This window comes from Hamadaea tsunoensis DSM 44101, from assembly GCF_000428945.1.
Classification (GTDB): domain Bacteria; phylum Actinomycetota; class Actinomycetes; order Mycobacteriales; family Micromonosporaceae; genus Hamadaea; species Hamadaea tsunoensis.
This window is the reverse complement of the sequence record NZ_AUAX01000018.1, coordinates 151438-173509: the sequence shown is the minus strand read 5'-3', so window position 1 is coordinate 173509 and position 22072 is coordinate 151438. Positions and strand designations below refer to the sequence as shown.

Below are 22072 nucleotides of genomic sequence, written 5' to 3'. Positions count from 1 at the left end.
CCTCGGTCGATATGTTCGACATAGGTTCGCTCCGCGGGCGCGCCGTGTCAACCATCGATAAAGAAACCGTCACATATTCGAGATCCCCGAAGGAGCGGCCGCGCGGCGCCCGGCAGGGCAAGCCGCCGGTCAACCGCCGCCGGACCGCCTGTCGCGCACCGCCGGCAGCCGGGACCGTGGAGGGCACGGGGGAATCGCACCCGAGCGATCCCGCAGACCTCCCGCGGAGGAACCGATGTCCAAGCTCCTGCGCCGGCTGGCAGCGCCGATCATCGCGCTGACCATGGCGGCCGGCGCGCTGACCCACGTCCAGGCGGCCGGGGCCGCGCTCGTCGTCGCCGAGATCCCCAACTGCGACCAGCGGCTGGAACAGTTCGCGAACATCAACGACACGCTGTACCACCGCTGGCAGCTCACCGCCGGCGGCTCGTGGAGCGGCTGGGTGAGCATGAACGTCTGGATGCTCTACTACCCGGCGGCCGCCCGCAACAAGGACTGCCGGCTCGAGGTGTACTGGATCAACCCCAGCCACGAGATGCTGCACATGTGGCAGGACGGTGCGAAGTCCGGCGGCTGGTCCGGCACCGACAACTTCGGCGGCATCCTGACCGGCTCGCCGCGGACCGGCTACTTCATCGACGGCCGGATCTGGGTCGGCGCCTACGGCCCCGACGGCATCGAGCACTTCATGCGGCAGACCGCGCCGTCCCAGGGTCCCTGGATCGGCTGGTACTGACGCCCGACCTCTGACGACTGACGGTGGCCGTACGGCCGCCCCTCGGCCCCGGGCTGACCGCCCGGGGCCGTTGACGGCGCTCGGTAACGTCGATGCGTGGGGGACGACCGGGGATTGTTCGGGGAATCCGTGCGCCGTCACCGCCTCCGGCTCGGTCTGACGCAAGAGGACCTGGCCGCCCGGTCCGGGCTCGGCCTGCGTACGCTGCGCGACATCGAGACCGGCCGGATCATCCGCCCTCGCCCCGCCACCGTACGCCTGCTCGCGGACGCGTTCGGCCTGGCCGACACCGAGCGGGCGGAGTTCCACCAGTCCTCCGGCGGGCGGGAAGCGGCGCCGGCGGCGGACGGCGTACCGGCGCAGTTGCCCGCTCCCCCGGCCGTCTTCATCGGACGGCGCGGCGAGCTCGACCGGCTCGGCAGCGTGGCCTCCCTGGCCGTCGTCTCCGGCCCGCCCGGCGTCGGGAAGTCCGCGCTGGCCGTCCACTGGGGACACACGGCCCGGGACCGGTTCCCGGACGGGCACCTGTATCTCAATCTGCGCGGCTTCAACCCGGACGGCCCGATGAGTCCGGACGAGGCGCTGCGTACGCTGCTGGTCGGCCTGGTGCCGGCGGACCGCGTACCGGACGGGCTGGACGCGCGCTCGGCCCTGCTGCGCAGCGTTCTCGCCGGCCGCCGGATGCTGCTGGTGCTGGACAACGCGCGCGACGCCGGCCAGGTCCGGCCGCTGCTGCCCGGCGAGACCGGCTGCACCGTCGTGGTGACGAGCCGCAGCCGGCTGTCCGGGCTGCTCGCGTCGCACGGCGCGACCCCGCTGATGCTGGAGCAGCTGCGCGCCGACGAGGCCGAGGCGCTGCTCACCCGGCGGCTGCGCGGCGTACGCGTACCGGCCGACCCCGCCGTCGTGCGCGCGCTGGCCGAGGCGACCGGCCGGCTGCCGCTGGCCCTGGTGACCGTGGCGGCCCGGGCGGCGACCTCGGCCTCGCTGGCCTCGATCGTCGGCGAGCTGGCCGAGTCGCGGCTGGACGGGCTGCGGGGACTCGACGCCACGACCGACCCGCGCAACGTGATCTCCTGGTCCTACCGCGCGCTCAGCCCCGCCGGAGCGCGCCTGTTCCGGCTGCTCGGCATCCCGCCGGGGCCGGACATCTCGACCGCGGCGGCCCACAGCCTCAACGGCGGCGACGCGGGCCCGGCGCTCGACGAACTGACCGCCGCGAGCCTGCTCACCGAGCACCGCCCCGGCCGGTACGCGTTGCACGACCTGGTCCGGGACTACGCGGCGACGCTGGCCGCACCGGACGAAGCGGCCGCGGCCCGGCAACGGTTGGCCGAGCACTACCTGCGCACCGGTCGCACGGCCGCGATGCTGCTCGACCCGCGACGGCGGCCGCTCGTCCTCCCGCCGGTGCCCGCCGAAGTGTCCCCCGAGCCGATCGCCACCGAGGCCGCCGCGCTGGCCTGGTTCGCGGCCGAACACGTCAACCTCATGGCTCTCCTGCGGCACCCGGCCGGCCTGCCCGCGTACGCGTGGCAGCTCCCCTGGACGATGGTGGACCACCTGGACCGGCGCGGCTACTGGGACGACTGGATCGTCGCCGAGCGGGTCGCGGTCCAGGGCGCCCGCCGGGCCGGTGACCCGCACGCCGAAGCGTTCGCGCATCAGATGCTGGCCCGCGCGTACGTCCAGAAGGGACGGTTCGACGAGGCCGAGACGAGCTACGACGCCGCGATCGAGCGGTACGCGCTGGCCGGCGACCTCCTCGGCCAGGCCAGTACGCTGCACGGCCGCATGTTCATGTGGGAGCGCCGCGGCCGGCCCGACCGGTACGTCCAGGACGTCTCGGCGGCGCTGGAGGCCTACCGCCGGATCGGGCACCGGCTCGGCGAGGCGCGGGCGCTGAACTCGCTCGGCTGGCACCAGGCGCAGCTCGGCGACCGGGCGGCCGGACTGGCCCACTGCCAGGCCGCCCTGGCGCTGCTGACCGAGCTCGACGACCGGACCGGCCAGGCGTCCACATGGGACAGCATCGGCTGGATCCACCACCAGGACGGCCGCGCCGCCGCGGCGATCTCGGCCTACGAGGAGGCGCTGGCGCTCTTCCGGCAGGCCGGGGATCTGCTGCAACAGTCCGAGGTGCTCGAGCACCTGGGCGACGCGTACGCGGCCGCGCACCGGCCGGCGGAGGCGGCCACGGCCCGGCGAAGGGCACTGGCGATCCTCGACGGTCTCGGCCACCCCGACGCGGCCCGCGTACGCGCCCGACGGCACTAGAATCGATCTTCACGCCGCGTACCGGCACAAGGGAGAGATCGTGGAAATACTGCGCTGGGCGGCCTTCTCCGCCGATCCGGCCGGCGGCAACCCCGCCGGCGTCGTGCTGGACGCGACCGGCGTGGACGACGCCGCCATGCTGGCCGCCGCGGCCGAGGTGGGCTACTCGGAGACCGCGTTCCTCCTGCCCCGCCCGGACGGCGACTTCGACGTCCGCTACTTCAGCCCGGTCGACGAGGTCCCGTTCTGCGGACACGCGACGATCGCCACCGCCGTCGCGTACGCCCGGCGGCACGGCACCGGCACGCTCCGGCTGCGTACCCAGGCGGGTCCGGTCGAGGTGACGACGAGCGTGGACGGCGGCGGCTCCTACTCGGCCACGCTGGTCAGCGTACCGCCGCGCAGCGTCGGCCTGGCCGCCGACGATCTCGCCGAGCTGCTGTCGGCCCTGCGGTGGCCGGCCGGCGACCTCGATCCGGCACTGCCGCCCCGCGTCGCGTACGCGGGCGCCTGGCATCCGATCATCGCCGCCGCCACCCGCGAGCGCCTCGCCGACCTCGACTACGATTTCGCGGCGCTGGCGGATCTGATGGCGCGCAAGGACTGGACGACCGTCGACCTCGTGTGGCGGGAGTCGGCGGGCGTCTTCCACGCCCGCAACCCGTTCCCGCCGGGCGGAATCGTCGAGGACCCGGCCACCGGGGCGGCCGCGGCCGCCTTCGGCGGCTACCTGCGCGAACTCGGCCTGATCGACCCGCCCGCCACGGTCACCGTCCAGCAGGGCGACGACCTGGGCCGGCCGGGCACGATCACGGTGACGATCCCCGCCGAGCCCGGCAGCGGCATCGGCGTCAGCGGAACCGCCGTCGCCCTGGACTGACTCCGCCGGGAAGTCCCTGCGTTAGGGTGGGACGATGAAGTCGATCACGATCGAAGGCAACGAATTCTGCCTGGACTGAGTGTCGCGCGTACGTCATCTTCGCGAGCGCTCAAGGCGAGCCCTGAGCCGGCCTCGGGTGCTCCTTCAACCACTGCTGCCCGCGCCGGTTCGAGGCCCGCGACAGCCAGGCGTCCGCGATCAGCTCGGCGAGCTCGCCGCGGGAGATCTCCCCGATCCGGCTTCCCCGCAGCAGCACCGACCGGTGCCCGTCGAAGTGCGGCGTCGTGAAGTAGGGCGACGCCTCGTCCTGCACCATCGCGAGCTTGTCCGCTTCCGAAGGCACCCAGAAGACGATCACGTCGGCGTACCGCTCGCCGGTGTCCGGATCGACCGCGTCCGGCCGCGGATTGCGGAAGAACACGAACGACTTCCCGCCCACCTGGTACACCGGGTTCTCGGCGGTCCCGTCCCACACCGTCACATGCGGCATCGCCAGCGCCAGCTCGTGGACGTCGTCGACCCGGGCGGGGCGATCCTTTCGCTTGGCCACGGCATCACTCTAGTCAAAGTCAAGATCCTTTTAAGATGGCAGCCCCAGATGCATCCACGTCCCAGCCGCAGACGATCACCGGCCCGGTCGCAGACTCGTGCGTTCACGTCAGGCCGGAACCGGGCGTGCGCGTATCGGCCTTGATCATGTCACTCATATATGTCGAAAAACGGCCACAGTAACATATATGAGTTACATGATCAAGGCCTTGCCATCCACTTCGACATATACCAGCGACATGATCAAGGTCGGGCGGTATGGGAAACGGCCCACCGCCCAGACATGATCGCGGCCACCTCCTTGATCATGTAACGCCAGTTCGGTGAGATCGCGCTCTCCCGCCGAACTGACGTCACATGATCAAGGCCAGGACGGTCCCGCCGCCGGAATGGCGTCACATGATCAAGCCACCAAGCCCACCTTAGCCCCATATCGGACAGTCGAGACAAAGGCCGGAGTGACACGGGACGGGCACGGGATGGGCGCGGGTCGGGGTGAAACAGTGACCGTTCCGCGGCGGACGATGCTTCGCCCCACTCACCTGGCAGTGGAGGCCTCGGAGCGAAGCGGAGAGGCCGGAACGGTCTCCCGCGCGAGGAGCGGAAGTGAGATCGACGAACCCGGGACAAGAAATTGATCATGATTTTGATCTGCCCCCCCGATCAGCCCCGAAGAACCATGGCGGTACACGAACCCCCACCGCCATCGACCCACACATGCAAGGGAAGAGCCGAATCTTGGGCCAAGATTACGTGCGAAAACCTGATCCAAACCGGATCTTGGCAGTGATCTTGAAGTTGATTGCGGACTATTCCTCGGTGGGGTTCTCGAACTCGGTGCGGTTCAGGCGGCGTCGGAAGGTGTGGTAGCTCCACGCCTGGTACGCCGCCACCACCGGGAAGATGAGGACGAAGATGATCGTCATCAGCTTGAGCGTGTAGCTGCCCGAGGCCGTGTTCGAGATGGTCAGGTCCGTCGCGGACCCGTTGGTGGAGACCATGACGCGCGGGAACAGTTCGGTGAACAGCGAGACGATGACGGCCGCCATCACGATCGTCGTCAGGGTGAACGCCCAGCCGTCGCGGCCCTGTCCGGCGAACCAGGCCGCGGCGACGACGGCCAGGATGGCGGCGATCTCGACGGGGTTGGGCAGGACGCCCTTGTCGGCGATGACGTGCGTCCAGATGGCGTAGACCGCCACGACGACCGCCACGAACGGGGCGGCGCGGCGGGCGAGGCGCTTGGCCCGGTCGCGTACGTCGCCGGTCGTCTTGAGGGCGATGAAGGTCGAGCCGTGCAGGACGCACAGGGCCACGAGCGTCACGCCGACCCAGAGCGCGTACGGCTGGAGGAGGTCGAAGAAGGTGCCCGCGTACTCCTGGTCGGAGCCGATGGGCAGGCCCCGCAGCAGGTCGCCGAGCGCCACCCCGAGCAGGAAGGGCGCGACGATGCTGCCGGCGATCAGCAGGCTGCTCCAGATCCCGCGCGTGCGTGCGCTGCGGGCGTGGCCGCGGAACTCGAAGGACACGCCGCGCAGGATCAGCGCGACGAGGACCAGCGCCAGCGCGAGGTAGAACGCCGAGAACATGGTGGCGTACCAGCCGGGGAAGGCCGCGAACATGGCCGCTCCGGCCACCACCAGCCACACCTCGTTGCCGTCCCAGAGCGGGCCGATCGTGTTGATGACCGTGCGCCGGTCGGGCTCGTCGCGCGACAGGTAGCGGTGCAGGATGCCGACTCCGAAGTCGAACCCCTCCAGGACGAAGAACCCCGTCCACAGGACCGCGATGAGAATGAACCAGACGTTGACCAGAGTCATGGATGCCTCACTGGATCGCCGCGGGGACGGGTGGTTCGCCGGCCGGCTCGGTGGCCGCCGGCGGCAGTTCGCGGCGGGAGTACCGCAGCATCAGGACGACGTCGACGATCGCCAGCACGAGATAGAGCAGGAAGAACACGATCAGGCTCACCACGATCGAGCTCGTGCCCACGGACGGGGACACCCCGTCGGTGGTACGCATGATGCCCTGCACGAGCCAGGGCTGGCGGCCGTTCTCGGTGAGCATCCAGCCGGCCGTGTTCATGATGAACGGCAGCAGTACCGCCCACACCGACAGCCACAGGAACCGGCGCGACCGCTCCAGGGTGCCGCGGTGGATCAGCCACAGTCCCCAGAGGCCGAGGAACAGGATCAGCGTCGCCGCGTACGCCATCACCCGCATCGACCAGTACTGGATGAAGACGTTGGGCACGTAGTCGCCGGGGCCGTACTGCTGCTGGTACTGGGCGTTGAGCTCGTTGAGGCCGATGACCTGGCCGTTCCAGTGGTTGGTGGCCAGCAGCGACAGCAGGTGCGGGATCGCGATGATCTTGGTGGGGTTCTGGTCGTCGTTGCCGCCGCCGATCTGGAAGGCCGAGAACGAGCACGGCTGGCAGGTCTCCCACTGCGCCTCGGCCGCGGCGATCTTCATCGGCTGGTACTTGGCCTCGACGACCCCGAGCTCGCTGCCGACGAACATGGCCAGGAACATCGTCGGAACGAGGATCGCGAGCGACAGCTTGGCCGAGCGGCCGAAGACGTCCACGTGGGACTTCCTGCGCAGGTGCCAGGCGGAGACGGCCAGCATGACGACGGCCGCGGTCGCCAGGGCGGCCAGCAGGACGTGGGCGTAGCCCCACAGGAACACGGGGTTGGTCATGACGGCCCAGATGTCGTTGAGCTGCGGCCGGCCGGTGCTCGCGTTGGTCTCGTAGCCGACGGGATGCTGCATCCACGAGTTCGCGGCCATGATGAACGCGGCCGACAGGGCGGCGCCGATCGCGACGAGCCAGATCGTGGCGAGGTGCAGGCGGCGCGGCAGGCGGTTCCAGCCGAAGATCCAGACACCGAGGAAGGTCGCCTCCAGGAAGAAGGCGGCCAGGCCCTCCATGGCCAGCGGCGCCCCGAAGATGTCGCCGACCAGCCGCGAGTACGCCGACCAGTTCATCCCGAACTGGAACTCCTGCACGAGGCCCGTGACGACGCCGACGGCGATGTTGATGACCAGCAGCGTCCCGAAGAACTTCGTCAGCCGCAGGTACGCCTCGTCGCCGCGCCGGTACCACGCGGTTTGCAGGACGGCGGTCAGGAACCCGAGTCCGATCGTCACCGGCACGAACAGGAAGTGGTAGATCGACGTCATCGCGAACTGCAACCGCGCTAGATCTACGTTCGACATCGACTCAGTATGGTGGACTTAACGGACTTTCACCCTCAAATCAGGGCGAGGACCACCGGAGGGCCGGAAGAATGTCAGAAAACCGCGGCGAACACGGCATCAGCCGGCCCGTCGGCTCATTCCCCCCGAAGATCGTTCGATACCACCCGAAGGTGGACGACGATCTCCTGACCGGCTTCCGCCACCCCAGCGGCCGCCCGGGCGAGCTGCGCGGCTTCTTCGCGACGACCATCGGCGTCTCGCTCGTGGTCTGGGACCTGGCGTTCTCGCTGGGCGCGTACCACACGGTGTTCTATTACCGGCTGCTGCAGATCTTCGTCGTCTCCGCCGTGCTCCTGCTGGGCGCCGTCGTCCTGCGCAGGCACCTCACCGTGCGGCCGTGGATGCTGGCGATCCTGTCGACGCCGGTCGTGTGGCTCGCCTGGCGGCTGATCGTCCCGATCGGCGGGCACTGGCACTCGGTCTACCGTGTCATCGACTCCGCTCTCATCACCCTCGTCCTCGTGACCCTGCCGGTGACGCTGTGGGCGGTGGCCCGCATCGTCGCGCCGGAGTACTTCGAGCTGTCGACGCTGCGGCTGCGGCTGGCGAGCGCGGCCATCGTCGTCGTGGTGGCGGTCGCCGGCCTGCTCACCGGGCAGTTCAACAACCACGTCGTCACCTGCCAGGACTTCATCGTCGCCGGCGACGACACCCCGGCGAACTGCCTCAACCCACCAGACGGGCAAAAGTAGCGGACTTTCACCTTTCGCGCCCCGGAGCCGGTCCGCCCCGGCAGAATTGCCGAGTGGGCTTCGGCCCCGACAGATCGCGGGGATCTCATGGACGCGAAAGACACGAGCGTGGCGGTCATCGGCGGAGGTTTCGCCGGAGTCGCGTGCGCCAAGCGGTTGGCCGAGCAGCCCGGCACACACGTCGAACTCTTCGACCGCGGTGGATTCCACCAGTTCCAGCCGCTGTTGTACCAGGTGGCGACGGCCGAACTGACATTCGAGGACATCCGGTTCGACCTCGCACGCATCTTCCACCACTCCGACGGCGTACGCGTCCGCAAGGCGGAGGTCGTCGGTGTCGATCCGGACGCGATGACCGTTTCCCTGGACGGCGGCGAGACGGTCGCGGCGGACTACATCGTGCTGGCCGCCGGGGCCCGGCCGAACTTCTTCCACACGCCCGGGGCCGACGAGCACGCCTTCCCCCTCTACAGCGTCGAGGACGCCCGCCACGTACGCGGCCGGATCGTCCAGCTGTTCGAGGAGGCCTCGGCCAAGCCGGAACTCGTCGACGACGGCGCCCTGACGTTCGTGGTGATCGGCGGCGGCCCGACCGGTGTCGAGACCGCCGGGGCCCTGTCGGAACTCGTCCACGACGTGCTGCCGCACGTGTACCCGGACGTCCCGCCGGGCGCGGCCCAGATCATCCTGGTGGATCTGGGGCACAGCCTGCTGTCGGCCTTCTCCGAGGACGCCGGAACCTATGCCGCGCGCCAGCTCCAGCGCCGGGGCGTGAAGCTGCGGCTCGGCGTACCCGTGAAAGAGGTGGGCGAGGAGCACGTGGCGCTCGCCGACGGGACGGTGATCAAGACGCGGCTGGTGGTGTGGGGCGGCGGTGAGCAGGCGGCCGCGATCGCCGGTGCCGCCGGGCTGGCGCAGGGCCGGGGCGGGCGGATCGACGTGGAGCCGGACCTGACGGTGCCCGGGCACCCGAAGGTCTTCGCGCTCGGCGACGTCGCCAACATCCCGTTCGGCGACGAGGTGCTGCCGCAGCTCGGCAGTGTCGCGCAGCAGGCGGGCCGCTGGGCCGCCGAGAACATCCTGCTGCTGTCGCAGGGCCGCGCCGCCCGGCCGTTCCACTACCGCGACAAGGGGATCATGGCGATGATCGGCCGCAAGGCGGCGGTCGCCGAGATGGGCGCGCACCGGCACGAGATCCACGGCCGGGTGGCCTTCGCCGCCTGGCTGGGCGTGCACGCGGAGCTGCTGGGCAACATCGGCGCCGAGCTGAAGGCGTTCGTCGCCTGGGCCGAGGAGTTCTACGTCCGTCCGCACCACCGCTCGGCGGCGCTGCTGGAGCCGTCGCGCATCGACATGCCCCGCATCGACTGGGCACCGCAATCGCAGCAATCGCAGCAATCGCAAGGGCAGCAGAAGGGCTGAGCGATGGGCAACGCCGACGTCTTCGTCATCTTCGGCATCACCGGCGACCTGGCCAAGGTGATGACCTTCCATTCCCTGTACCGCCTGGAGGCCCGCGACCTGCTCGACTGCCCGATCGTCGGGGTGGCTGCCGACCCGTGGACGCCGCAGGATCTGCGCGACCACGCCCGCGCGGCGATCGAGGGCGAAGGCGTCGCCGGGGGCGGCGAGAAGATCGACGAGGAGGTCTTCGAGCGCCTGCTGGGCCGGATGTCCTATCTGGCCGGCGACTTCTCCCAGCCCGCGACGTACGCCGCGGTGGCGAAGGCCGTCGGCGACGCGCGTACGCCGGTGTACTACCTGGAGATCCCGCCGTCCCTGTTCGGCATGGTGATCAAGAACCTGTCCGACGCCGACATCATCCGCGCCGGCCGCGTGGTCGTGGAGAAGCCGTTCGGCCACGACCTGGCCTCCGCCCGGGAGCTGGCCGGGCAGCTGCACGCCTACGTGCCGGAGCAGCAGCTGTTCCGCATCGATCACTTCCTCGGCAAGATGGGCCTGGAGGAGCTGATCTTCCTGCGGTTCGCCAACTCCCTGTTCGAACCGGTGTGGAACCGCAACTTCGTCGAGTGTGTCGAGATCACGATGGCCGAGGACTTCGGGGTCGAGGATCGCGGGCACTTCTACGATCCGGTCGGCGCGCTGCGCGACGTGGTGGTCAACCACCTGATGCAGCTGCTGTCGGCGGGCGCGATGGAGGCTCCCGCCGGGCACGACCCCGACACGATCAAGAACTCCCAGACGGCGCTGTGGAAAGCGGTCGGCACGGCCGATCCGGCCAACTACGTGCGCGGCCAGTACGACGGGTACCGGTCGATCAACGGGGTGGCGCCGGACTCCACCACGGAGACCTACGCGGCGCTGCGGCTCGACATCGACAACTGGCGCTGGTCGGGCGTGCCGTTCTTCATCCGCACGGGCAAGTGCCTCTCACTGACCCAGACCGAGTTCCGGCTGGTGTTCAAGCAGCCGCCCCGGCTCGGCCTGAACCTGCCGATCGGCCACAGCCCCGAGGCCGACCAGCTGGTGGTCAAGCTCGACCCGACCACCGGCGTACGGTTCCGGTTCGAGGCCCGGCGGGCCGACGCCCCGGGTCCGCAGACGGTGACCGCCGACGTCGAGTTCAGCGCGCAGGGCGGTGAGGGCGCGACCCCGTACGAGGTCCTCCTGCACGCCGCGCTGCGGGGCGACAGCACCCGGTTCACCCGGCAGGACGGGGTCGAGGAGACGTGGCGCATCATGCAGCCGCTGCTCGACGCGCCACCGCCGGTCCACGCGTACGCCAAGGGAAGCATGGGTCCCGACGCGGCCGATCAACTCGTCGCCGCCGCCGGCGGCTGGCACACACCGTGGGGTGCAGCATGACCACAGTCGCCGACCGAAAGTCCGCCACCCAGAGTCCGACGCGTTCCAAGCCGAAACGTGAGGCGAAGCTGCGCCGGGCCGGCGTGGCCACCGAGCCGGGCCCGCAGAGCGCCGCCGCACCGTCACCGTTCCCGCCCATCGAGGACTACGCCTTCCTGTCCAACTGCCACACCGGCGCGCTCGTCGCGCCCGACGGCTCCGTGGACTGGCTGTGCGTACCGAGGTTCGACTCGCCGAGCATCTTCGGCAGCCTGCTCGACCGGGGCGCGGGCAACTTCCGGTTCGGCCCGTACGGCATCCACCATCCCGTGTCCCGCCATTACGAGGCGGGCTCGCACGTGCTCACCACGACCTGGCGTACGCCGACCGGCTGGCTCCTGGTCCGCGACGCACTGACGATCTACCCGCGCGACGACCAGGACCAGACCACGCCGCACACGCGTCCACCGGTCGACGAGGACGCCGACCACCTGCTGGTACGCACGGCGATCTGCATCAGCGGCCGGGTCGAGATCGAGATCGTCTGCGAGCCCGTGCTGGACTACGGCCGGGAGCCGGCCACGTGGCAGCTGCTCGACGACGGGCTCACCGTGGCCGAGGCGACCGGGGCGGACTTCCGGATGCGGCTCGGCTCCGACGTGAAGCTGGGCCTGGAAGGCGACCGCGTACGCGGACGGCACGTGCTCGAAGAAGGCGAGGGGGCGTACTGCGCGCTGTCCTGGCGGAAGGACGGTTACACGCCGCCCGACCTCGTCGAGGCGAGCGCCCGGCTGGACGCGACCGGCCAGTTCTGGCGCGAGTGGCTGTCCAACGCCCGCATCCCCGACCACCGCTGGCGCGAGAGCCTGCAGCGTTCCGCGCTGACCGTCAAGGGCCTGACCTACATGCCCACCGGCGCGACGGTCGCGGCGCTGACGACCTCGCTGCCGGAGACGCCCGGCGGCGAACGGAACTGGGACTACCGCTTCACCTGGATCCGCGACACCACGTTCACGCTGCAGGCGCTGCACTGGCTCAACATGGACTGGGAGGCCGACGAGTTCATGCAGTTCGTGGCGGACCTCGAACCGGCCGAGGACGGCTCCCTGCAGATCATGTACGGCATCGACGGCCGCCGCGACCTCACCGAGTACACATTGGACCACATGACCGGATACGCCGGCGCCTCCCCGGTACGCGTCGGCAACGGCGCGTACAACCAGAAGCAGAACGACGTGTACGGCGCGGTGCTGGACTCGATCCTGATGCACACGCGGCGCAGCCAGCGGCTGCCGCGGCGGCTGTGGCCGATCGTGCAGTCGCAGGCCGAGTGCGCGAGCAAGATCTGGCGCAATCCCGACCAGGGCATCTGGGAGGCGCGCGGCGAGCCCAAGCACTACGTCTCCTCGAAGCTGATGTGCTGGGTGGCGCTCGACCGGGCCTCGCAGCTCGCCGAGGTACGCGGTGACCCGAAGCTGGCCGCGCAGTGGCGCGAGACGGCCGAGGAGATCCGGGCCGACATCCTGTCCCACGGGGTGACCGAGAAGGGCGTCCTGCGCCAGCACTACGAGACCGACTCGCTGGACGCCTCCACGCTGCTGGCCGCGCTCTTCGGCTTCCTGCCGGCGACCGACGAGCGGCTGCGGGCCACCGTCGAGGCGATCGCCGACGACCTGACCGAGGCCGGGTTCGTCCTGCGCTACCGGACCGACGAGACCGACGACGGCTTGTCGGGCAAGGAGGGCACGTTCCTCATCTGCTCGTTCTGGCTCGTGTCGGGTCTGGCCATCATCGGCGACATCCAGCGCGCCCGCGACCTCATGGAGAAGCTGCTGCGGATCGCGTCGCCGCTGGGCCTGTACGCGGAGGAGTTCGACACGGAGACCGGACGGCACCTCGGCAACTTCCCGCAGGCGTTCTCGCACCTGGCCCTCATCGAGGCGGCCGGGCGCATCATCCTCGACGAGGTCGTTCAGGAGATATCGTGAACATCTATGATGTGATCATCGTGGGCACCGGCGCCGGCGGCGGTACGCTCGCCGCCAAGCTCGCCCCGTCCGGCAAGCGGATCCTGCTGCTGGAGCGCGGTTCGTGGCTGCCCCGGGAGCCCGACAACTGGGACACCGGCGCGGTGTTCGTCGACGGCCGCTACATCTCGCCGGACACCTGGTACGACCACAAGGGCAAGGCCTTCCAGCCACAGGTCCATTACTTCGTCGGCGGCTCGACCAAGCTCTACGGCGCGGCCCTGTACCGGTTGCGGGAGAAGGATTTCGGCGCGATCCAGCACTACGGCGGGATGTCGCCGGAGTGGCCGATCCGCTACGCCGACCTGGAGCCCTACTACACCGCCGCCGAGCAGATGTACCAGGTGCACGGCAGCCGCGGCGAGGACCCGACCGAGCCGCCGGCCAGTGGTCCGTACCCGTTCCCGCCGGTCGCGCACGAGCCGCGTATCCAGCAGCTGTCCGACGACCTGGCCGCGGCCGGGCTGCACCCGTTCCACGCGCCGTGCGGCGTACAGCTGAACGAGGCGAACCGGCCCTACAGCACCTGCGTCAAGTGCGGCAAGTGCGACGGGTTCCCGTGTCCGCTGCACGCCAAGTCCGACGCCGAGGTGTTCGGCGTACGCCCGGCGCTGACGCAGTCCAATGTGGAGCTGCTGACCAACGCCGAGGCCGTACGCCTCGAAACCGACGCGAGCGGCCGGTCGGTGACGACCGTGGTGGTGGAGCACGAGGGGCACGAGGAGCGGTACCAGGGCCACATCGTCGTCGTCGCCTGCGGCGCGGCCAACAGCGCCAAACTGCTGCTCGCCTCGGCCACCGACCAGCACCCGCGCGGCCTGGCCAACGGTTCGGACCAGGTCGGCCGCAACTACATGTTCCACGCCAGCCAGGCCGTGCTGGCGCTGTCGAAGGAGCCCAACCCGACCGTCTTCCAGAAGACGCTGGGGGTCAACGACTTCTACTTCTCCGGCCCCGACTTCGACTACCCGCTGGGCAACATCCAGATGATCGGCAAGTCGCAGGAGCAGATGTTCCGGGGCGAGAAGCCGATCGAGACCAAGTTCGCGCCCACCTTCGCCCTGACCGACATCGCGAAGCACGCAGTGGACTTCTGGCTGTCCACCGAAGACCTGCCGATGCCGGACAACCGGGTGACGCTCGCTCCCGACGGGAACGTGCGGCTGGCGTACACGCCGCCGGACAGCACCGCCTCGAATCGGCTCTTCCACCAGCTCAAGTCGATGCTCAAGCAGCTGGGCATGCACGAGGACCACCTCGCCCACCGGTACGCGTACATGAAGACCGACATCCCGATCGCCGGGGTCGCGCACCAGGCCGGCACGTGCAGGTTCGGCAACGATCCGCGTACCTCGGTGCTGGACGCCGACTGCAAGGCGCACGAGCTGGACAACCTGTACGTGGTCGACACCAGCTTCTTCCCGAGCATCGGCGCGGTGAACCCGGCGCTGACGGCGATGGCCAACGCCCTGCGCGTCGGCGACCGCATCCTGGAACGCCTCGGCGCCTCGGCGTCGGCGGCCACCGCGTAGCCCGACGAATCCCGGGGATCCGACCATGACGAGCGACCAGGTCATGCTCGGCGTGGGCCTGATCCTCGTCCTCGCGGTCGGGTCCCAGGTTCTCGCGTCGCGCGTACGCGTTCCGGCGCTCATCCTGCTGCTGCCGGCCGGGTTCGTCGCGGGTACGCTGACCGACTCCGTCAATCCGCAGAACCTGCTCGGCTCGGCGTTCCAGCCGCTGGTGTCCCTGGCGGTGGCCGTGATCCTCTACGACGCCGGGCTGGGACTGCGCCTGAACCGGTTGCGGGGCCACGATCGCCGGGTGGTCGTCCGGCTGCTGGCCGTCGGCGTGACACTCACCTGGGTGTGCGCGGCGCTGCTGGCGCTGTGGCTGCTCGGCCTGTCCCACCAGGCGGCGCTCATGATCGGGGCGATCCTCGTGGTGAGCGGGCCGACCGTCGTCGGACCCCTGCTCAGCCACGTACGCCCGGCCGAACGACTGCAGCACATCCTGGGCTGGGAGGGCGCGCTCGTCGACCCGGTCGGCGGCGTCCTCGGCGCGCTCGTGTTCCATGCCGTCGTCGCGGGCGGGCAGCATCAGGTGGCCGCCGGCGTGGCGCACTTCGGCGGCAGCCTCGCCCTCGGGGTGCTCGGCGCCGCCCTGGGCACCGGGCTGCTGTGGCTGGCGCTGAACCGCCTGCGGCTCGGCGAGATCCTGGGCACGCTGGTCCAGCTGGCCGTCGTGGTCGGCATCGCGGCCGCGTGCGACATCGTCCGCGACGACAGCGGCCTGTTCGCGGCCGTCCTCATGGGCCTCGCCCTGGCCAGCATCCAGGCGTTCGGCATCTCCGGGCGGCGGCCGTTCTTCGAGACGCTCGTCCAGCTGATCATCGGCGTGCTGTTCGTCTCGATCTCGGCCACCGTCACCCCGGCCTCCCTGCGGGGACTGATCCTGCCGGTCCTCGCCGTCACCGCCGGGCTGATCCTCGTCGTGCGGCCGCTGGTCGCGTACCTGTCGACGGTGCGGACGGACGTGCCGGGGCGGGAGCGCGCCTTCATCGGATGGATGGCGCCCCGGGGCATCGTCGCGGCGGCCACCGCCGCCGAGTTCGGGCCGTCGCTGCAGAGCCACGGATTCGCCGGCGCCGAGAAGATCCTGCCGGCCACGTTCCTCGTCATCGTCGCGACGGTCACGCTCTACGGGCTCACCGCCGCGCCCGCCGCGCGCCTGCTGGGGGTCGTGCGCACCGCACGGTCGCGGCCCATGCTCGTCGGCGGTGACGCCTGGGTCGTCGACCTCGCCCACGCCCTGCGCCGCCTGGGGCTGGAGGTCGTCCTCTGGGCGGGCCACCCGGGCCAGCGGCAGGACATCCGCGCCGCCGGCCTCGAACTCGCACCCGGCGAGCTGCTCTCCGACGTCGGCGACCCGGCCGTCCAGATCGAGGGCGTCACCAGCGTCCTCCTGCTCACCGACGAGGACGACTTCAACAACCTGGCGGCCGTCCTCCTGCGCAGCGCCGTGCACGGTCCCGTCCACCGCCTCGCTCCCGCGCGCGACGGCGTACCGGTCGCTCCCGACGACGCCCCGCTCCTGTTCGGCCCGGGCCTCACCCGGGACGCCATCACCCGGCGGTACGCCGAGGGCCACCGCATCGCCGCCGGCGCCGCCGAGGGCGAGCTGCTCTTCCGCGTACGCAGGGACGGCAGCCTCGATCCGGTGACCCGGGACCGCGTACCGGAGGCGCTGCCGGGCGACACCGCCATCGTTCTCACCGACGGAGCCGGCGCGGCCGCGGAGGGCTGACGGGGCTACTCGCCCGCGCCCGTGACGACCGGGGCCGCACGAGGCGGCGCGTCCACGGGTACGCCGACCGGCGCGCGGCAGACCGCCGTGTCGCTCTCGAAGACGCAGGGGGCGTTGACGGGCGACGCGCCCGGCGCCGGCGCGACCGGCTGTTCCTGGAGTTGCAGGCCCTGCCCGGTCTCGAACCGGAACCGGATGCCGTTCACCACGCCGCCGCCCTGGATGGCGCTCTTCAGGCCGGACAGGACAAGGGACTGGGCCGAGTGCGGTCCGAACGTCGCGAAGCCGTTGACCGGCACGACCACGGTCACGGAGCTGCCGGCGGAGGCCGGGGCGCTGGCCTGTGCCGACGCACTCGCAGTCGCACTCGCGGACGCACTGGCGCTGGGCTGTCCGGACACACTCGCGCTGGGCTGCGCGGACACACTCGCGCTGGCGCTGGCGCTGGGCTGCGCGGACGCGCTGGCGCCGGGCTCGGCGGAGGCCGCGGCGGCGGCCCCTGACGCCGTGGGGTTGTCCCGGATGCTGATGCCGGACGCGATCTCCGGCGCGCTCATGGTCACCTTGATCGGGTTCGGCGTGTTGTTGAAGATGCTGAGCTGCAGCGGCGCGCCGCCGCCCGCCGGATAGCCGTTCACTCCGCCGTAGACGATGAGCATGTTGCGCAGGGCGATGCTGGCGGCGGGTGCCTGCGTGTCTCCGTTGACGGTGAAGTTCTGGCTGACACCCGGCACGGCCGCATGCATGTACGCGGTTTCGGAGATCTGCCCCGCACTGCACGCGCTCAAGGCGCCGAGGGCGGCCAGTGCCGCGGCGGTCGCGGCCGGACTGGCCAGCCGGAAACGGGCAGCTGCTAGTGGCATTTCGGATCCTTCACGACGACCAGCGAGATATCCGGCAATTTCTCCGATAAGGAAATTTTCACCAAGAATATAAATCACCTGTACCGTCGCACCGCTCAACCGACGCGCGTTTCCTTTCACGCAGCCCGGCTCGCCCAGCCCGGCTCGCCCAGCCCGACTCCCAGGGGCCGGCGCGCACGGGACGGCCTCGGCCGCCGCACGGTCGCGATGTCGAGGCGCGCATGAACGGCGGGCAGCCGGGCGGTGGCCCGCCGATGGCAGCTCGACGCCTGATCGAGCCCCAGCTCGCGAGTCCTCTGATCGGTCGTTAGGGTGCGATGGCGCTCAACAAGCGCGGAGATCATCAAGGAAAGGCGCACGATGACCAATCCCCCCATCGGCTCGTCCCGCCGCCAGGTTCTCGCCGCCGCGGCGGCGATCGCGGCGGCCCCGCTCGTCGCCGCGACGCCGGCGAACGCGGCATCACCCTCGAACGCAGGGTCCTCGAAGGCCAGGACCTGGGACCTCACCCTGCTCGGCACGTCGGACATCCACGGCAACGTCTACAACTGGGACTACTACAAGGACAAGGAGTACGACGACAGCGCGCACAACGACGTCGGCGTCGCGAAGCTGGCCACGCTGATCCACCAGATCCGGGCCGAGCGGTGCGGCAAGGCGACGCTCGTGCTCGACGCCGGCGACACGATCCAGGGAACCCCGCTGGCGACGTACTACGCCAAGCAGGAGCCGATCACGTCGACGGGTGAGACGCACCCGATGGCCCGCTCGATGAACATCATCGACTACGACGCCGTCACGCTCGGCAACCACGAGTTCAACTACGGCCTGCCGCTGCTGCACCTGTGGATCCGCCAGCTCGGCTTCCCCGCGCTCGCCGCCAACGCCGTCGACGCCGCCACCGGCCAGCCCGCGTTCACGCCGTACATCATCAAGAAGGTCGACCTCGGCAAGGGCGCGCCGACCCTGCGGGTCGGCATCCTCGGCCTGACCAACCCGGGTGTGGCCATCTGGGACCGGGGCAACGTCGAGGGCAAGCTGCTCTTCAAGGACATGATCGCGACCGCCCTGAAGTGGGTCCCGATCATGCGGGCCCGCGGCGCCGACATCGTCCTGGTGTCCGCGCACGGCGGCGATAGCGGAACGTCGAGCTACGGGCCGGAGCTGCCGAACGAGAACCCGTCGGCGCTGATCGCCCAGCAGGTGCCCGGCATCGACGCGATCCTGTTCGGCCACGCGCACAACGAGATCGCCCAGCGGTTCGTCACCAACGACATCACCGGCGAGCAGGTCCTGCTCTCCGAGCCGTCGAAGTGGGGCGAGCGGCTGACCCGGATGGACTTCACGCTCAGCCGCGAGCACGGCGCGTGGAGCATCACGAGCAAGCAGTCCACCATGCTCAACACCAACACCGTCGTCGAGGACCCCCAGGTGCTCGCCGCCGTACGCGCCCAGCACAACAAGACCGTCGCGTACGTGAACCAGGTCGTGGCCCAGTCGGTGGTCGAACTGTCGGCGGCCGAGTCCCGGTACAAGGACACCCCGATCCTCGACTACATCAACAAGGTGCAGACCGACACCGTCGCGGCCGCCCTGACCGGCACCCAGTACGCGAGCCTGCCGGTGCTCTCGATCGCGGCCCCGTTCAGCCGCACGGCGGTCTTCCCGGCCGGCGATGTGAAGATCAAGGACGTCGCCGGGCTCTACATCTACGACAACACCCTGGAAGCGGTGCCGATCACCGGCGCCGAGGTGAAGGCGTACCTGGAGTATTCGGCGAAGTACTTCCGCACGCTGGCGGTCGGCGCCGCGGTCGACCCCGAGGCGATCAACGACCCGGCGGTCCCGGACTACAACTACGACACGCTGTCCGGCGTCGACTACGACATCGACATCAGCAAGCCGGTCGGGCAGCGCATCACCAAGCTGACCCACGGCGGCACGGACACCCCGGTGGCCGACACCGACCAGTTCGTCATCGCGGTGAACAACTACCGGCGCAGCGGCGGCGGCAACTTCCCCGGCGTGGTGAAGACCCAGGTCTACAACGAGCAGAAGGAGATCCGCCAGCTGCTCATCGACTGGGCGCAGGCCAAGGGCGCCATCGACCCGGCCGACTTCTTCGTGCCGAACTGGCGGCTGGTCCGCGAAGGCGTACCGGTCTTCTGATCCTGCTTCCGGGGCGGGCCGGGCGGTCGTCGATCGCCCGGCCCTCTTCCGTTTAGTTAGTTTGGACGCCAAACTATAGGACCATGAGACATCTGAAGGTTTCGCGCCGTGGACTGCTCACCGCCGGTGCCCTCGGCGCTGCCGCGTCCACGACCGCCCTCGCGAGGCCGGCACTGGCCGGGCCGCCCACCGCGTACACATGGAGCAATGTCGAGATCGTCGGCGGCGGCTTCGTCCCCGGCATCGTCTTCAACCAGTCCGAGCCCGGCCTCGTCTACGCGCGTACGGACATCGGCGGCGCGTACCGCTGGAACGCGGGCACGAGCCGGTGGGTCCCGCTCCTGGACTGGGTCGACTGGGACCACTGGGGCTGGACCGGCGTGGCCAGCCTGGCCACCGACACCGCCGATCCCGACCGCGTCTACCTCGCGGTCGGCACGTACACCAACGACTGGGACCCCGGCACCGGCGCCGTCCTGCGCTCGCGCGACCGGGGCCGCACCTGGCAGGCCACCGAGCTGCCGTTCAAGCTCGGCGGCAACATGCCCGGCCGCGGCATGGGCGAGCGCCTGGCCGTCGACCCGCACCGCAACGAGAACATCTATCTGGGTACGCCGAGCGGCAACGGCCTGTGGCGCAGCACGAACAGCGGCGTCACCTGGTCCCAGGTGGACAGTTTCCCCAACCCCGGCACCTACCGGGCGGACCCGAACGACACCAGCGGCTACTCCAACGATCTGCAGGGCGTGCTGTGGGTGCTGTTCGATCCGCGTACGGGCGGGCGGCGCCGCAAGACGCAGGACATCTACGTCGGCGTGGCCGACAAGGCCAACCCGCTGTACCGCTCGACCGACGGCGGCGCGACCTGGTCGGCGGTCCCCGGTACGCCCACCGGCTTCCTCCCGCACAAGGGCGTCCTCGAGCACGAGGGCGGCCAGCTCTACCTGGCGACCAGCGACACCGGCGGACCCTACGACGGCGGCGGCGGGCAGGTGCAGCGGCTCGACCTGGCGACCGGCGTGTGGACCGACGTCACTCCGGAGAACTCCGGCTGGGGCTACTCGGGCCTGACCGTCGACCGACAGAACCCGGACACCGTCATGGTCGCGACCCAGATCGCCTGGTGGCCGGACGTCGTCTTCTTCCGCAGCACCGACCGCGGCGCGACGTGGACGCGCGCCTGGGACTGGGGCGCGTGGCCGGACCGGGTCAAGCGCTACGACCTCGACATCACCGACGCGCCCTGGCTCACCTGGAACGCCACGCCCGCGCTGCCGGAGGAGGCGCCGAAGCTGGGCTGGATGACCGAGTCCCTGGAGATCGACCCGTTCGACTCCGACCGCCTGCTCTACGGCACCGGCGCGACGATCTACGGTACGCGCAACCTCACCGACTGGGACGCCGGCGCGACCGTCCACTTCGCGGTCACCGCCCGGGGTCTGGAGGAGACCGCCGTGCTGGACCTGATCAGCCCGCCGGCCGGCGCGCACCTGCTGTCGGCCGTCGGCGACGTCGGCGGCTTCGTGCACCACGACTTCGCCCACCCCGGCCTCATGTACGCCAACCCCACGCACGGCAGCACGACCAGCCTCGACTTCGCCGGCACGGCGGCGGCCGTCATCGTGCGCGTCGGCAATCCCACCAGCGGTACGCGGTTCGGCATCTCCCGCGACGGCGGCACGACCTGGTCCCCCGCGGCGACACAGCCCGACGGGATCACCGGCGGCGGCCGGATCGCGGTGAGCGCCGACGGCGGCAGCGTTCTCTGGTCACCCGACGGCGCCCCGGTCTGCCGGTCCACAGACGACGGTGCCACGTGGACCGCCGTGACCGGGCTGCCGGCCCAGGCCGGTGTCGAAGCCGACCGGGTGAACCCGTCGGTCTTCTACGCGTTCAGCGGCGGCGTCTTCTACGCCAGTTCGGACGGCGGTGCCTCCTTCGCCCCGACCGCGGCGACCGGGCTGCCCGCCGACGGCGACGTCCGGTTCAAGGCGCTGCCCGGCGTGGCCGGCGACGTCTGGCTGGCCGGCGGCAAGACCGGTCTCGCCTACGGCCTGTGGCACTCGGTCGACGGCGGCACGACCTTCCGCCGGATCCCCGCGGTGCAGGAGGCCGACAACATCGGCTTCGGGAAGGCGGCGCCCCGGTCGGCGTACCCGGCCCTGTTCAGCAGCGCGAAGGTGCGCGGCGTACGCGGGATCTTCCGGTCCGACGACGGCGGCGCCCACTGGATACGCGTGAACGACGACCGCCACCAGTACGCCTGGACCGGCGCGGCGATCACCGGCGACCCGCGCGTCCACGGCCGGGTCTACGTGTCCACCAACGGGCGCGGCATCATCCTCGGCGAACCCTGCTGAGGTCCGTTCGGCGGGACTGCACCGGCCGCGGCCTGGCAACGGTCGCGGCCGGTGGCCGTCCGATCCGGCGTACCGCGCAGGATGACACCCGGCCTACCGTCCTGGTTGGACGACAGGCCGCGGCCGCCGCCGTAGGCTTCGACACCG

At 70.5% G+C, this 22072-nt stretch carries 15 protein-coding genes; 11 read left to right on the top strand and 4 right to left on the bottom strand.

All coding sequences use genetic code 11. The features are described from left to right. Positions 1-235: 235 nt before the first annotated feature. The 3 genes from G401_RS0124785 (at position 236) to G401_RS0124775 (ending at position 3893) form a co-directional block, all read left to right on the top strand. Positions 236-736: a hypothetical protein gene (locus tag G401_RS0124785; RefSeq protein ID WP_027344608.1), complete on the top strand. Its 501-nt coding sequence runs from the start codon at positions 236-238 to the stop codon at positions 734-736. A 96-nt stretch (positions 737-832) separates the two neighbouring features. Then, entirely contained in the window at positions 833-3013 is a 2181-nt protein-coding gene (locus tag G401_RS48160; protein WP_084557572.1) for an ATP-binding protein, read from the top strand. Positions 3014-3053: 40 nt separating this feature from the next. Beyond that, a complete protein-coding gene (locus tag G401_RS0124775; RefSeq protein ID WP_027344607.1) occupies positions 3054-3893 on the top strand; it encodes a PhzF family phenazine biosynthesis protein in 840 nt (279 codons plus the stop codon). A gap of 109 nt (positions 3894-4002) precedes the next feature. On the opposite strand, the gene G401_RS0124770 is transcribed toward G401_RS0124775, so the two are convergent. The 3 genes from G401_RS0124770 to G401_RS0124755 all read right to left on the bottom strand — a co-directional run bounded on the left by G401_RS0124770 (position 4003) and on the right by G401_RS0124755 (position 7661). Next, positions 4003-4443: an MmcQ/YjbR family DNA-binding protein gene (locus G401_RS0124770; protein ID WP_027344606.1), complete on the bottom strand. Its 441-nt coding sequence runs from the start codon at positions 4441-4443 to the stop codon at positions 4003-4005. A gap of 808 nt (positions 4444-5251) precedes the next feature. Beyond that, complete coding sequence (cydB, locus tag G401_RS0124760) at positions 5252-6262, bottom strand: cytochrome d ubiquinol oxidase subunit II (RefSeq protein WP_027344605.1); 1011 nt, start codon at positions 6260-6262, stop codon at positions 5252-5254. 7 nt (positions 6263-6269) lie between these two features. Next, positions 6270-7661, bottom strand: coding sequence for a cytochrome ubiquinol oxidase subunit I (locus G401_RS0124755; RefSeq protein ID WP_027344604.1), 1392 nt, complete (start codon positions 7659-7661; stop codon positions 6270-6272). Positions 7662-7813: 152 nt separating this feature from the next. On the opposite strand from G401_RS0124755, the gene G401_RS0124750 reads away from it, so the two are divergent. The 6 genes from G401_RS0124750 (at position 7814) to G401_RS0124725 (ending at position 16533) form a co-directional block, all read left to right on the top strand. Continuing rightward, on the top strand, positions 7814-8395 hold the full coding sequence (locus G401_RS0124750) for a hypothetical protein (protein ID WP_034592981.1): 582 nt from the start codon (positions 7814-7816) through the stop codon (positions 8393-8395). An 87-nt stretch (positions 8396-8482) separates the two neighbouring features. Further along, entirely contained in the window at positions 8483-9817 is a 1335-nt protein-coding gene (locus tag G401_RS0124745) for an NAD(P)/FAD-dependent oxidoreductase (protein WP_027344602.1), read from the top strand. Between the two features lie 3 nt (positions 9818-9820). Continuing rightward, positions 9821-11221: a glucose-6-phosphate dehydrogenase gene (gene zwf / locus G401_RS0124740; protein ID WP_027344601.1), complete on the top strand. Its 1401-nt coding sequence runs from the start codon at positions 9821-9823 to the stop codon at positions 11219-11221. Next, complete coding sequence (locus G401_RS0124735; RefSeq protein WP_084557571.1) at positions 11218-13188, top strand: glycoside hydrolase family 15 protein; 1971 nt, start codon at positions 11218-11220, stop codon at positions 13186-13188. The genes zwf and G401_RS0124735 overlap by 4 nt, the downstream gene beginning before the upstream one ends. Next, on the top strand, positions 13185-14759 hold the full coding sequence (locus G401_RS0124730; RefSeq protein WP_027344599.1) for a GMC oxidoreductase: 1575 nt from the start codon (positions 13185-13187) through the stop codon (positions 14757-14759). Before G401_RS0124735 ends, G401_RS0124730 begins: the two co-directional genes overlap by 4 nt. Before the next feature lie 25 nt (positions 14760-14784). After that, complete coding sequence (locus G401_RS0124725; RefSeq protein WP_027344598.1) at positions 14785-16533, top strand: cation:proton antiporter; 1749 nt, start codon at positions 14785-14787, stop codon at positions 16531-16533. A gap of 5 nt (positions 16534-16538) precedes the next feature. Here the strand turns inward: G401_RS0124725 and G401_RS53280 are convergent, their stop codons facing one another. Beyond that, complete coding sequence (locus G401_RS53280; protein WP_051367107.1) at positions 16539-17396, bottom strand: hypothetical protein; 858 nt, start codon at positions 17394-17396, stop codon at positions 16539-16541. A 360-nt stretch (positions 17397-17756) separates the two neighbouring features. Here G401_RS53280 and G401_RS0124715 point away from each other — a divergent pair, with 360 nt between their 5' ends. Both G401_RS0124715 and G401_RS0124710 read left to right on the top strand, forming a co-directional pair. Then, the gene (locus tag G401_RS0124715; RefSeq protein WP_027344597.1) at positions 17757-19565 is read left to right on the top strand and encodes a bifunctional metallophosphatase/5'-nucleotidase; all 1809 of its coding nucleotides are present in this window, start codon (positions 17757-17759) and stop codon (positions 19563-19565) included. Positions 19566-19648: 83 nt separating this feature from the next. Next, positions 19649-21925, top strand: a complete 2277-nt coding sequence (locus tag G401_RS0124710) for a WD40/YVTN/BNR-like repeat-containing protein (protein WP_027344596.1) — start codon at positions 19649-19651, stop codon at positions 21923-21925. The last annotated feature ends 147 nt before the right edge of the window (positions 21926-22072 follow it).